Below are 13,157 nucleotides of genomic sequence, written 5' to 3'. Positions count from 1 at the left end.
TTGGCGGGAATGCCGGGCCTTTCCAGGCCAATCGACACTCGTGAAGTCGGTCTTAAACCTAGCCTTAACGGCTTCAATAAATAGTAAAACCGCCTGAACGCGGCCGGTTTCCGGAGCGCGACCGCATGGTCGACAAGGCATTCGGAGACGAAAATGCCGCAAGACATCAGCCATGAACCCGTCATCGCCGTGCTCCTGCCCTGCTATAATGAGGAGCTGACCATCGCCGAGGTGGTGCGGCGGTTCCGCGAGACGCTGCCCGCGGCAACCATCTATGTCTACGACAACAATTCGAAGGATCTGACGGCGCTGCGCGCCCGCGCGGCCGGCGCCATCGTGGTTCGCGAGCCGCGCCAGGGCAAGGGCAATGTGGTGCGGCGCATGTTCGCCGACATCGACGCCGACATCTACCTGATGGCCGATGGCGACGGCACCTACGCGCCCGAGGACGCGCCGCAATTGATCAACACGCTCCTGACCGAGCGTTGCGATATGGTGGTGGGCACCAGGCGCGGCGTCACCGACGATGCCGGCAGGGCCGGCCATGCCTTCGGCAACCGGGCCTTCAACAGCCTCTACAAATGGCTGTTCGGCAGCGATTTCACGGACATTTTCTCCGGCTACCGCGTCTTCACCAGGCGTTTCGTCAAGAGCTTCCCCGCCGTCTCCGGCGGCTTCGAGATCGAGACCGAAATGTCGGTGCACGCCTCGCAGCTCAAATTGCCGGTCAGCGAGATTGCGCTCGACTACGGCCGCCGGCCGGAAGGCTCGTCGTCGAAGCTGTCGACCTTCCGCGACGGCGCCAGGATCCTGTGGATGTTCGCCATGCTGATGAAGGAGACGCAGCCGTTGCGCTTCTTCGGCGCCTTTTCGCTGTTCTTCCTGGCCTCGAGCCTGTTCCTGATGGCGCCGGTGCTGGTCGAATTCGCCGAGACCGGCCTGGTACCGCGCATGCCGACCTGGGTGCTGTCGGTCGGCCTGCTGCTTCTGTCCATGCTGGCGGCGGTGACCGGACTGATCCTCGATTCGGTCTCGCGTGGGCGCGCCGAGCAGAAGCGGATCTTCTATCTCTCCATGCCTTCGGGCCGTGTCGAGCGCCGCACCGGCGACGTGGTTCGGAAGCCGCAACCGGGCAAGGCCTCGCGTGCGGCCTGACCGATGCAACGCATCGTCCGCTTTGTCTTCGCCGGCGGCATCGGCTTCGTCGCCGACGCGGCGGCGCTGTGGCTGCTGCTCGCCGTCACGCCGCTCGGACCCTTCGTCGCCCGCATGCTGTCGATCGGCTTCGCGCTCTTCGTCACCTGGCAGATCAACCGGCACCTGACCTTCTCGCCGTCGAGCAGAGGCGTGACACAGGAAGGCGCCCGCTATGGCGGCGTCGGCGTCGCCACCAGCATCGTCAACTATGCCGTCTACTCAGCCATCCTGCTGGTGCTGCCGGCGGCGCCACCACTGGCGGCGCTTGCCATCGCTTCGCTGGTGGCCATGACGCTGTCCTTCCTGGGTTACTCGCGGCTGGTCTTCGACCGTTAACGGCGTGGCCCGATTGGCAGAAGGCGCAGGGACCCTTATATCGCTTGCGTTGACTGCGCTGGGGATCCGCCATGAAGCTGAAAATCGCCGTCCAGATGGACCATGTCTCGACCGTGTCGATCGCCGGCGACACCTCGTTCGCGCTGTCGCTGGAAGCGCAGCGGCGCGGCCATCAATTGTTCCACTACACGCCCGACCGGCTGTCGCTGCGCGACGGCAAGGTGTTTGCCCGCATCGAGGAGATGCAGGTGCGCGACGAAAAGGGCAGCCACTACTCGCTGGGCGAAAAGGTTCGCACCGACCTATCGGAGATGGACGTCATCCTGCTGCGCCAGGACCCTCCCTTCGACATGAACTACATCACCACCACGCATATCCTCGAGCGCATCCATCCGAAGACGCTGGTCGTCAACGACCCGGCCTGGGTGCGCAACAGCCCGGAAAAGATCTTCGTCACCGAGTTTTCCGATCTGATGCCGGAGACGCTGATCACCAAGGATCCGCTCGAGGTGGCCGCCTTCCGCAAGGAATTCGGCGACATCATCGTCAAGCCGCTCTACGGCAATGGCGGCGCCGGCATCTTCCATTTGCTGGAAGCCGACCGCAACCTCGCCTCGCTGCTCGAAATGTTCGGCCAGCTGTTCCACGAGCCCTATATCGTACAGCGCTACCTGAAAGATGTGCGCAAGGGCGACAAACGCATCATCCTGATCGACGGCGAGCCGGTCGGCGCCATCAACCGGGTGCCGGCCGAGCACGATTCCCGCTCCAACATGCATGTCGGCGGCCGTGCCGAGAAAACCGAGCTGACGGCGCGCGAGCGCGAGATCTGCGCCCGCATCGGGCCGTCGCTCAGGGAACGCGGCTTCATCCTGGTCGGCATCGATGTCATCGGCGACTACATGACCGAGATCAATGTCACCTCGCCGACGGGCGTGCGCGAAGTGCATCGCTTCGGCGGGGCGGATATTGCCGCCCTGTTCTGGGATGCGGTCGAAGCGAAGCGGACATAATCCGTTTTCATTTTGTGTTAACCATGTTCCGCTTTTTGCAGCCGGCTACAACCGGGGCGCAACCGGTCCGGTTACCGGTTCCCCTGATGTTCCTGATTTGATCAAGGCTCTTCGACCCGGCGCTGTTCGCGCTCCCTGACATCAGCCGTCTCGGCCAGCACCCAGTCCCTGAACAGCCTGATCTTCGGGGTGTTGCGGCGGCTTTCGGAATGCACCAGCCAGTAGCCGTCGCCGTCGGACCCCATGGCCTCGAACGGCTGAATGAGCTGTCCTGTCGCCAGCAACGAGCTGTAGAGGTTGCGGGTGAGGATGGCGACGCCCTGATCGGTCAGCGCCGCCATCGCGTCGTAGGCCTGCGTGCCAAGTTCCGGGCCGGCTATGATGCGATCGGGCTCGAAGCGGGCGCCGGCTGCTTCGAACCAGATCTTCCACCAGGGATCGGTCGAACAGCATAATGGCAGCTTGTAGAGATCTTCGGGATGGCGGATGCCTCCCACGCTCCGCACCAGCCTCGGACTGAGCATCGGCGTGTAATCCGCCTTGAACAGATAGTGGGCTGCCAGGCCCGGCCATTTCCCGGTGCCGGTGCGAATGCCGATATCCATGCCATCGCGAGCGAAATCGGCCAGCCGGGACGATGTGTCGACCTTCACCGCAAGGTCCGGATGCATCAGCTGGAATGCTCCAAGGCGCACGGCCAGCCAGGTCGATGCGAAGGTCTGGACCGTGGTGACCGACAAGACGCCGGTGGCGCCGCCCTTGGTCGCCACCCACGCATCGGCCAGCGCCGAGAAGGCACCCGATGCGTGCGGCGCCAGCTGCTCGCCGGCCTCGGTCAAGGCGATCTGCCTTGTTTTTCTTATGAAAAGCGGTGTTCCGGCGCGTTCCTCCAGCACCTTGATCTGGTAGCTCGCCGCCGACTGGGTCATGCCGAGTTCTTCGGCCGCCTTGGTAAAGCTGCCCAGCCGCGATGCGGCTTCAAACACCCTGATGGCGCCCAATGGCGGCAGGTCCCAGCTCATCACACATCAATCCTGTTGATGCATGATAAGCGACGTTCGATTGGAAGCCAAGAGCCGGCAAGCGCACACTCAAACCATCGACCGAACCCGAAAGGACATGGCCATGAACACTTCCACGCGGCGCCTCACAGTCCGTCATCCGATGCTGGACCTCTTCGTTGCTCCCTTCCGATCGCGGTCGCGCCGCCTGCTCGATCAGCGCGCGCTGTCCGACCATTTCAAGCGCGACATCGGCCTGCTCGACGGCCACGCGCCTTATGGCAGCATCCGCTAGACACGATTGGCGCACGGAGACAGAGAGAATGATGACCGTGCCCGCGAAAGCCCTGGCGCAGAGCCGTCGGACGGTCGAGTCGTATGAGGACTACGCGGTCCGTTATGACGAGATTGTCGGACATGTTCCCCACCCGAACGACCAGGCCGCGCTCAAGCGCGCCGCGGCGATCGCCGGGCCGGGCGGCCGAATCCTGGAGATCGGGTCCGGACCTGGCCGCGATGCGGACTTCCTGGAGGGCCTCGGCGTCAAGGTCCGGCGGACCGACGCGACGCGGCGCTTTCTCGAACTGCAGGCAGCACGCGGCAAGACCGGCGATCTGCTCGATGTGATCACCGACGAGCTTGGCGGTCCCTATGACGCGGTGGTGGCGCTTGCCGTGCTGATCCATGTGCCGCGCGACCAGATCGACCCGGTTCTGGAGAAGATCGCGCGGGCGTTGCGGCCCGGTGGTGCCTCTGTCGTCTCGATGCGCGACGGCGGCGGCGAAACGAGCGGCAGATACCATACGGTCGACTGGCGCAAGGACGCCTTCGCGGCGCGCATCGAGGCCGCCGGCATGGAGCTTGTCAGCCACAGCTTCCGCGTCGGCAGGAAGGAGCGAGGGTGGAACACTTTTCTGGCGGTGAAGCCGTCGTGATCTTCCCGGAACATTCGCCTCCATCCTGCGCGGCTCGCATCGTCACGCGCTCGGTGAGGCGCCTTGCAGGCTGTTGCGAGCCCGTCGACGGTAGGCGCACGCCTCTCTTTGTTCCTGTATTGTTCTTGCCTTGGGCTAAAATCTGTGGTTGTCTCGCGTTGACGTCGCTCGCGGCCGGCTCACAAAGGCTGGGGAGAGACGGCATCGGGGGCAAAGAATGGTGGCGCGGGTTCGTACGGTCGCTTTCCAGGGCATCGAGGCCGTGCCGGTCGACGTGCAGGTGATGATCGCGCCCGGCAAGGTCGGCATCCAGATCGTCGGACTGCCCGACAAGGCGGTGGCCGAGAGCCGCGAGCGAGTGCAGGCGGCGCTGCATGCGTCGGGCCTGTCGATGCCGTCGAAGAAGGTCACCGTTAACTTGGCGCCGGCCGATCTGCCCAAGGAAGGCAGCCACTACGATCTGCCGATCGCGCTTGGCCTGATGGCAGCACTTGGCGCCATTCCGGGCGACATGCTGGCCGGCTATGTCGTGCTTGGCGAATTGTCGCTCGACGGCACGATTACCGCCGTGGCCGGCGCGCTGCCGGCGGCGATCGGCGCCAATGCCGAGGGCAAGGGCCTGATCTGCCCGTTCGCCTGCGGACCGGAAGCTGCTTGGGCGGGCGCTGATTTCGACATATTGGCGCCGCGCAGCCTGATTGCCATCGCCAACCATTTCCGCGGCACGCAGGTGCTGTCGCGGCCCGAGGCCGGCATCCGCGCCGCGCCGCGCGACCTGCCCGACCTCGCCGACATCAAGGGCCAGGAGACCGCCAAGCGGGCGCTGGAGGTGGCGGCTGCCGGCGGCCACAACCTGCTGATGGTCGGTCCGCCCGGCTCTGGAAAATCGATGCTGGCGCAGCGGCTGCCTTCGATCCTGCCGCCGCTGGCGCCGAAGGAGTCCTGGAGGTCTCGATGATCGCCTCGGTGGCCGGCGAGCTCGGCGAAGGCAAGCTGACGGACCGGCGACCGTTCCGCGCTCCGCACCACTCGGCCTCGATGGCGGCGATGGTCGGTGGCGGCATGCGCGCCCGGCCGGGCGAAGTATCCCTAGCGCATCACGGCGTGCTGTTCCTCGACGAGTTCCCCGAATTCACGCCGCAGACGCTCGATGCGCTGCGCCAGCCGCTTGAGACCGGCGACTGCATGATCGCGCGCGCCAACCACCGCGTCACCTATCCGGCACGCATCCAGCTGGTGGCGGCGATGAACCCGTGCCGCTGCGGCATGGCCGGCGAGCCGGGTTATCGGTGCGTACGCGGCGAACGCTGCCGCACCGACTATCAAGCGCGCATCTCAGGACCGCTGCTCGACCGCATCGATCTTCGTATTGAAGTGCCGGCGGTCTCGGCCAGCGACCTGATCCGCCCCGACAGGGCGGAGAAGAGTGCTGACGTTGCACTCCGCGTCGGCCGCGCGCGCACGCTCCAGCGCGAGCGCTTCGAACGGCTCGGCGTCAACAGCGCCACCACCAACGCGCATTGCGCGCCGGCTGTCATCGAGGCGATCGCCATGCCCGATGCCGCCGGCCTGTCGCTGCTCAAGGACGCCAGCGAAAAACTCGCCTTTTCCGCCCGCGCCTACCACCGGGTGTTGAAAGTGGCGCGCACGCTGGCCGACCTCGACGCCAGCGAAACCGTCGGCCGCATCCATCTGGCCGAGGCGATTTCCTATCGCATGAGCGCGGAGCGTGTGGCGCAGGCGGCGTAGAGACCGCAGCACTGGGCACAACATTGCCGGCTCTACGCTCGCGAGGCGACCTCGAGGCACCGGCCGGGCCGGTGACGGCTGGCAGATAACGTTTCGAAGCTGCGCGATGCGCTTGGGCTGAACTGAGCCCATTCAGGAGGGTCCGTGGGCCGGTTCCGGTCCAAGCTTGCGCCAGCTCAGCCCTGTTTCGCCTTCAACTCCAGCCGCCGCTTATGCAGCACCGGCTCGGTGTAGCCATTCGGCTGGCTGGTTCCCTTGAACACCAGGTCGCAGGCGGCCTGGAAGGCGATCGAACTGTCGAAATCCGGCGCCATCGGCCGGTAGAGCGGATCGCCGACATTCTGCAGATCGACGATGGCCGCCATGCGCTGCAACGAATCCCTGACCTGGATTTCCGAGCAGACCTTGTGGCGCAGCCAGTTGGCGATGTGCTGCGAGGAGATGCGCAGCGTGGCGCGATCTTCCATCAGGCCGACATCGTTGATGTCGGGCACTTTCGAGCAGCCGACGCCCTGGTCGATCCAGCGCACGACATAGCCCAGAATGCCTTGCGCGTTGTTGTCGAGTTCGCGCTGGATCTCGTCGGGTGTCCAGTTCGGCCGCACGGCCACCGGCACCGACAGGATATCGTCGAGTTTCGCCTTCGGCCGGCTCTTCAGCGCCGCCTGGACGGCGTGGACATCGACCTTGTGATAGTGCGTGGCGTGCAGCGTCGCGGCCGTCGGCGACGGCACCCAGGCAGTGTTGGCGCCGGCCTTGGGGTGGGCGATCTTCTCGACCAGCATCGCCGCCATCAGATCGGGCATCGCCCACATGCCCTTGCCGATCTGGGCATGACCGGCCAGCCCGCATTCGAGACCGGTGTCGACATTCCAGGCCTCGTAGGCGGAAATCCAGGCGGCCTGCTTCATGTCGCCCTTGCGGATCATCGGGCCGGCTTCCATCGAGGTGTGGATCTCGTCGCCGGTGCGGTCGAGGAAGCCGGTGTTGATGAACACCACGCGCTCGCGTGCCGCGCGGATCGCTTCCTTGAGGTTGATGGTGGTGCGCCGCTCCTCGTCCATGATTCCCATCTTGATGGTGTTCTTCGCCATGCCGAGCAGCGCCTCGACGCGGTCGAAGATCTCGACCGCGAAGGCGACTTCCTCCGGTCCGTGCATCTTCGGCTTCACCACATACATCGAACCGGCGCGGGAGTTCATCCGCCGCCCCTTCGGCCCGACATCGTGCAGCGCGATCAGCGCCGTCATCGCCGCGTCCATGATGCCTTCCGGCACCTCGTTGCCGTCACGGTCCAGAATCGACGGATTGGTCATGAGGTGGCCGACATTGCGCACCAGCATCAACGAGCGGCCAGGCACGGTGAGTTGGCCGCCGGCGGGTCCAGTGTAGGCGCGGTCGGGGTTGAGCTTGCGGACAAAGCTCTTGCCGCCCTTGCTGATTTCTTCGGCGAGGTCGCCCTTCATCAGGCCGAGCCAGTTGCGGTAGACGACGACCTTGTCCTCAGCGTCGACAGCGGCGACCGAGTCCTCGCAGTCCTGGATGGTGGTCAAAGCCGATTCCAGGATGACGTCGGCGATTCCAGCCGGGTCGGTGCGGCCGATCTGGTTGGCGCGGTCGATCAGGATTTCGATATGGAGGCCGTTCTTGACCAGAAGCACGGCTTCCGGATTCTCGGCATCGCCGCGATAGCCGGCGAACTGTTTCGGGTCGGCAAGGGTGGTGGCGCCGGCGCCCTCGCCGAGCTTCAGCGCGCCATTGGCGATCGAGAGCCCGTTGACGCCTGCCCATTTGCCCGTGGTCAGCGGTGCCGACTGGTCGAGGAAGTCCTTTGCCCAGGCAATCACCTTGGCGCCGCGCGCGGGGTTGAAGGCCTTGCCCTTCTGCGCGCCGCCGGTCTCGGGAATGGCGTCGGTGCCGTACAGCGCATCGTAGAGCGAACCCCAGCGCGCATTGGCGGCGTTGAGCGCATAGCGCGCGTTCATTACCGGCACGACGAGCTGCGGCCCGGCGACGACGGCGATTTCCGGATCGACATTTTCGGTCGAGACGCTGAAGGCCGGACCTTCGGGAACGAGATAGCCGATCTCCTTCAGGAACGCCTTGTAGGCGCCCATGTCGATCGGCGCGCCCTTGTCGCGGTACCAGCCGTCGAGCTTCTCCTGCATGGCATCGCGTTTCGCCAGCAGCGCCCGGTTCCTGGGCGCCAGATCATGGACGATGGAGGACAAGCCGTTCCAGAAGCGTGCCGCTTCGATGCCAGTGCCGGGCAACGCTTCGTCGACGACGAAGTCATGTAGCTCGCGGGCAATGCGCAATCCGGCGATCTCGATGCGATCGGTCATCAGGCTACTCCAGATGAAAGGCTTTGCGGGGCGTTTGGCATGTCAGGGGTGCAGGGTCAATTCAGCTTAGGGTGAAGGTGGGGCATTTTAGGCCTTCTTTGAAGACACATCCGTGCGGAGTGTTCTTCATCTGTTTGCGTGCGCCATTCTGAACCGTTCGCTCTACCTCCAACGTCACGGAATGGATCCTAGGGTCTCCGCAACGTCGCTTCGCTCCCGCTCCGCCCTAGGATGACGAAGGCGCAGGATTCAGGTCAGGCCGAGTCGAAAATGGTGGCGTCCGAGAACCGGAGCGGAGCGTACTTAAGGGACGTGAGCACCGGAAGCACAGGACGCCGCCATTTGCAGGCCGGCCTCACCTGAATCTAAACCGCGATCCTTGGCCTGCCCGAGGCCACCGCCACCACATGCGCTTCGATGAACATGCGCTGCGCTTCGACGGTCGAGACACGGAACTCCGTCGCGACCTCGATCTCGGCGCTGTCGGTGCCGGCATCGCGGGCGCGTTGGGCGACAATCGCCCGCACGTCGGCCTCGGCGGCCGCGATCGCCGCCGCTTCGTCGAGAAAGTCGCGCACCGTTTCGCCCGAGGCAAGCCGGAACAGGCCTTCCTTGGGCTGGCTGACGCGGGCCTCGGCCGAAACCCTGACCTGGCCGACGACGGCGCCGAGCGCGTTGGCGACATCGGTATCCCGGGGCACCACGCAGTCATTGCCGACCAAGGGCGCCAGACCGGCGTAATGCAGAGGGGCCGAAGCGCCCAGCCCAATGACGGGACGGTCGAGCGCGACGCTGAGGCGAGCGATGCCTGGATGCGCATCGACGGCGCGCTGCACCAGCGCGTGCGCCACCGTGGCCGCACCATCGAGCCCGTCCTCGGCAAAGGCGGTTTCCAGGATGTATTCGGCCGACCAGCGCGTCAGCGTCACCAGCACCCGCTCCGAAATCGCTTCCGGCGAGGCCGCGATCGGCTGGCCACGGCCATCGCGCCTGCGGGCGAACAGTTCGGCGCCAAGGCGGGCGGCGGCGGCATCCCAGTTCGCCTGCTTGCCGAGCACATGCGCGGCATCCGACGGCGTAAAGCCCGAGATATGCACCAGCCCGCGCGAGACCAGCCGGTTCAGGGTGGCATTCTGGGCGTTCGAGGTCAGCAGCCTGTCGAGGGCAAGCGGCGTCGCGCCGATCGCCTCGTAGAGCTTCGCCTCCGGCGCGGTCAGCCCCGCCGCGAGCCGGTCCGGCACGCCGGTGCGGACCGCGAAGCGGCCATCCATGCGGCCGGTGTTGGGGGCGCGCAGCTGGCGTTCGAGCTCCGCCGTCACCGCCTCGCCATGCGCCATGCCGGCCAGCGCCAGCGGCACCAGGCGGCGCGGCCCGAGCAGGATTTTCGGGTTGAGCGCGCCATCCTCCAGCGTCACCTCGGAATCGCCGCCGAGGCCGAAAGTGCGCATGGCGACCGCCTCGACCATGGTGCGGAAGCCACCGACGGTGGCGCCTTCCGGATCGAGCCGCGGCCGGCCGCCATCGAGCACGGCGACGTCGGTGGTGGTACCGCCAATGTCGGACACCACCGCATTGTCGAGCCCGGTCATGTGGCGGGCGCCGACGAGGCTGGCGGCGGGGCCCGAGAGGATCGTCTCGATCGGCCGCTGGCGGGCAAACGCCGCCGAAACCAGCGCGCCATCGCCACGCACCACCATCAGGGGCGCGGCGATGTCGCGCGCCGCGAGAAAGCCCTCGGTCGCCGCCACCAGCCGGTCGATCATCGAGATCAGCCTGGCGTTGAGCAGCGTGGTGAGCGCCCGGCGCGGACCGCCGAGCTTGGCCGACAATTCATGGCTGGCCGTGACCGGCAGGCCGGTCCTGTCGCGGATCAGCTCGCGGGCCGCGATCTCATGCGCGGGATTGCGGGTGGCGAAATAGGCGCAGACGGCAAAGCCGGACACCGAGGCGCCGAGTTCCGGCAGCATCGCCTCCAGCCCGGACAGGTCGAGCTTTGCCGCATTGCCATGCACATCATGGCCGCCCGGACAAAACACCACCGGGTCGGTGCCAAGTGCGGTCTTCAAGCCATCGCGGGCAAGATCGGCCTCGGAAAAGCCGATCATGACCAGTGCCACCCGGCCGCCCTGACCCTCGACCAGTGCGTTGGTGGCGAGCGTCGTCGACATCGAGACCAGCTTGATGTCAGCCGGATCGGTGCCCGCTTTCTCCAGCACCGCATCGACGGCGCCAGAAATGCCGACGGCCAGATCATGCCGCGTGGTCAGCGCCTTGGCCTTGGCCAGCACCTTGCCCTTGTTCGCTCCCTGCTGGGGACCTTCGGTCTCGGACCACAGCACGGCATCGGTGTAGGTGCCGCCGGTGTCGATGCCGAGGAAGAGAGGTTTTGGCTTGGTCATTTTGGGGCGGGGTCCGGGCAGATTGTTTGGTTGCCTGCCCTTAGCGGATACGGGCTTGCGGATAAAGCCGGGAGAGATGGGCCACAAGCGATCTCCCCCCTCGTGGGGGAGATGTCCGGCAGGACAGAGGGGGGCGCTGTCCCGCCGACCTTGCCGCGGTTATGGCAGCATCAGCCGAGCCCGGCCGCCATAACAATATGCTGGCACACATTATCGATGTCGCGAATGACGTCGTCGTTCCAGAAGCGCAGAACGATTCAGCCGTCTTGCTCCAGGCGCAATGTCCTGGCTTGGTCGCCGGTGATTGGGTCCGCATGCTGGGAGCCATCGACTTCGACGACAAGTTTCTTCTCCGGACAAGCAAAGTCGACAATGTAGCCGGCGATTGGAAATTGCCGGCGGAAGCCAAGCCCCATCAAACAGTGCGCGAAGCTCGTTCCACAGCTTCAATTCAGCTGGTGTCATGACCTTGCGCATCGATCTGGCGTTTGCGCGATGTCTTGGAGGCAAAGGCGTATGAGGCGTTGCACTATTCGCTGCGTGTTGGAGGCAGCGCTCTACGGCGCCCCCCTCTGTCCTGCCGGACATCTCCCCCACGAGGGGGGAGATTGGCTACTCACCTATCCCACAAACCCCACCTTCTTATGACTGCCATCGCAGAACGGCTTATTCGCGGAATGGCCGCAGCGGCAAAGGAAGACCTTGGTGGTGCGGTCGACCGTGTGACCGGTGCCGGTGACGATCTCGACATTGCCTTCGAGCTTGAGCGGACCGTTGGGGGTCGGCGTCGCCTTCAGCGGCCCGTCACGGGTCTCCAGCGCGGGCGTGTCCTTCAGCGCCGGTTCGCCGGTGGCGGCAAAGCCCGCCTTGATGTGGCTGTTGTCGCAGAACGGCTTGTTCTGCGAGGCGCCGCAGCGGCAGAGCGTGGCGCGATAAAAAGTCTCGTCACCAAGCACGATCTCGGCATGCACCGCCAGCGGACCATTTTCTCGTAGCCGCACGGTGTTGACCACTGGTGGCTTTTCCTGCGGCCCGCCATCCTTGCGCACATAGGTGATGGCGCCCGAGGGGCAGTTCTCGGCCAGCGCGACGATCTTTTCGACGCTGGCCGCCTCGGGATGGATCCATTGGCCCGGCGCATTGGGCACGAAGACATGCGGGTCGCCCAGCACGCAATTGCGCGAATGGATGCAGCGCTTGCCGGAAAATCCGACGTCGATCTTGTCGCTTTCGACCGTGCCGGCCACTGGCGTGCTCCCTGTTTGCCTGGAGCACGCCGCGCCTGAATACGCGGCGTGCCTTGGGTATTTGGACAGGCTATGGCTCCCAGCAGGAAAACCGTCAAGCTGGCAAAGCGGTCAGGGGACCAGATCGATCTCCTCGGTCTCGCCGCCGCTGCAGGTATAGCAGCAATCCTCGCATTTTTCCTTGTTGCCGGGGCCGACGCCCCAATAGGTGCCTTCGTCGCCGTCGACCCAGGCGCCATAGCAGATCGATTCGCCTTCGTTGCAGGAAATCGGCAGCTGCTTGGTCTCGCCGTCGTCGAGATAGAAATCCTTGCCATCGCCCGGCCAGACATAGTCGCGGTCCTGGCTGTAGAGCTCGAGGCGCATGGCATTGGGGTGGCTGTTCTTGACGGCGAAGGTGACGTCGCCGGCATGGGCGGCTGGGACAAACAGGACGGCAAGCGAAAACGCGGCGGCAAGCCGGCGCGCGGATGTGAAAGACATGGAAACCCCCGATGTTGAATCGGCCCCCACGGCCGATGGGGGGATCATGGCATGACGCGGGCCGGCGCTAAAGGGATGATGCCGGCAATCCCTGCCAAATCATCGCGGCATTTCGCCTTATCGCTGCCAAAAGGGCAGCTTGGTCGCCTTATCGCTGCCAGAAGGGCAGCTTGGCGATCTCTTCCTCGACCTGCCGTGTCGTCAAGCCGATGTCGTCGATCAGATGCGGATTGGCTTGCGCCATCTGCTTCAGCTGCCAGCGAAAATGTGCCTGCTCGCGCCAGGCAGCGATGGCGTTTCGCAAGCTCGCCAGGCTGTAGCGCCGACGCGGCGCGTGCGTGGAACTTGCGGGCATTCCCGGCCGCAGTGCCTGCGGGACCGAAGCAAGGATATGGTTCATGACAACCTCCGTGGGGCCGGACTTGATGGCCCTCGAGCTGAAAGAGGTTGAA

General features: G+C 65.3%; 11 protein-coding genes and 2 pseudogenes. 6 read left to right on the top strand and 7 right to left on the bottom strand.

Annotated elements, in window-relative coordinates:
* Positions 1–153: 153 nt before the first annotated feature.
* The 3 genes from EN804_RS27700 (at position 154) to gshB (ending at position 2,546) form a co-directional block, all read left to right on the top strand.
* Positions 154–1,155, top strand: coding sequence for a glycosyltransferase (locus tag EN804_RS27700; RefSeq protein WP_127871116.1), 1,002 nt, complete (start codon positions 154–156; stop codon positions 1,153–1,155).
* Positions 1,156–1,158: 3 nt separating this feature from the next.
* Positions 1,159–1,533, top strand: a complete 375-nt coding sequence (locus tag EN804_RS27695; RefSeq protein ID WP_127277975.1) for a GtrA family protein — start codon at positions 1,159–1,161, stop codon at positions 1,531–1,533.
* A gap of 71 nt (positions 1,534–1,604) precedes the next feature.
* The gene (gene gshB, locus EN804_RS27690) at positions 1,605–2,546 is read left to right on the top strand and encodes a glutathione synthase (RefSeq protein WP_135921789.1); all 942 of its coding nucleotides are present in this window, start codon (positions 1,605–1,607) and stop codon (positions 2,544–2,546) included.
* Positions 2,547–2,647: 101 nt separating this feature from the next.
* Here the strand turns inward: gshB and EN804_RS27685 are convergent, their stop codons facing one another.
* Complete coding sequence (locus tag EN804_RS27685; protein WP_135921788.1) at positions 2,648–3,568, bottom strand: LysR substrate-binding domain-containing protein; 921 nt, start codon at positions 3,566–3,568, stop codon at positions 2,648–2,650.
* Between the two features lie 103 nt (positions 3,569–3,671).
* Here EN804_RS27685 and EN804_RS37370 point away from each other — a divergent pair, with 103 nt between their 5' ends.
* From EN804_RS37370 to EN804_RS27675, 3 genes and pseudogenes are all read left to right on the top strand, one after another.
* Complete coding sequence (locus EN804_RS37370; RefSeq protein ID WP_189343562.1) at positions 3,672–3,842, top strand: hypothetical protein; 171 nt, start codon at positions 3,672–3,674, stop codon at positions 3,840–3,842.
* A 31-nt stretch (positions 3,843–3,873) separates the two neighbouring features.
* Positions 3,874–4,482 carry a class I SAM-dependent methyltransferase gene (locus tag EN804_RS27680; protein WP_135921811.1) on the top strand — a complete coding sequence of 203 codons (609 nt, stop codon included), beginning with the start codon at positions 3,874–3,876 and terminating at the stop codon, positions 4,480–4,482.
* A gap of 217 nt (positions 4,483–4,699) precedes the next feature.
* Positions 4,700–6,231: pseudogene (locus tag EN804_RS27675) on the top strand (YifB family Mg chelatase-like AAA ATPase).
* 176 nt (positions 6,232–6,407) lie between these two features.
* Here the strand turns inward: EN804_RS27675 and EN804_RS27670 are convergent.
* The 6 genes and pseudogenes from EN804_RS27670 to EN804_RS27645 form a co-directional block, all read right to left on the bottom strand.
* The gene (locus tag EN804_RS27670) at positions 6,408–8,576 is read right to left on the bottom strand and encodes a malate synthase G (RefSeq protein WP_135921787.1); all 2,169 of its coding nucleotides are present in this window, start codon (positions 8,574–8,576) and stop codon (positions 6,408–6,410) included.
* Between the two features lie 365 nt (positions 8,577–8,941).
* Positions 8,942–10,975 (bottom strand): hydantoinase/oxoprolinase family protein, encoded by a 2,034-nt coding sequence (locus EN804_RS27665; protein ID WP_135921786.1) that lies wholly within the window; start codon positions 10,973–10,975, stop codon positions 8,942–8,944.
* Between the two features lie 170 nt (positions 10,976–11,145).
* A pseudogene (locus EN804_RS27660) lies at positions 11,146–11,452 on the bottom strand (endonuclease domain-containing protein).
* 143 nt (positions 11,453–11,595) lie between these two features.
* Complete coding sequence (locus tag EN804_RS27655; RefSeq protein ID WP_135883846.1) at positions 11,596–12,222, bottom strand: CDGSH iron-sulfur domain-containing protein; 627 nt, start codon at positions 12,220–12,222, stop codon at positions 11,596–11,598.
* A 111-nt stretch (positions 12,223–12,333) separates the two neighbouring features.
* Complete coding sequence (locus EN804_RS27650; RefSeq protein WP_127279667.1) at positions 12,334–12,705, bottom strand: hypothetical protein; 372 nt, start codon at positions 12,703–12,705, stop codon at positions 12,334–12,336.
* Between the two features lie 148 nt (positions 12,706–12,853).
* Positions 12,854–13,105 (bottom strand): DUF1127 domain-containing protein, encoded by a 252-nt coding sequence (locus tag EN804_RS27645; RefSeq protein WP_135862849.1) that lies wholly within the window; start codon positions 13,103–13,105, stop codon positions 12,854–12,856.
* Between the last annotated feature and the right edge of the window lie 52 nt (positions 13,106–13,157).

It is taken from the genome of Mesorhizobium sp. M8A.F.Ca.ET.161.01.1.1, assembly GCF_004792105.1.
GTDB lineage: Bacteria > Pseudomonadota > Alphaproteobacteria > Rhizobiales > Rhizobiaceae > Mesorhizobium.
The sequence above is the reverse complement of the archived record's forward strand: the minus strand, read 5'-3'. Positions and strand labels throughout refer to the sequence as shown.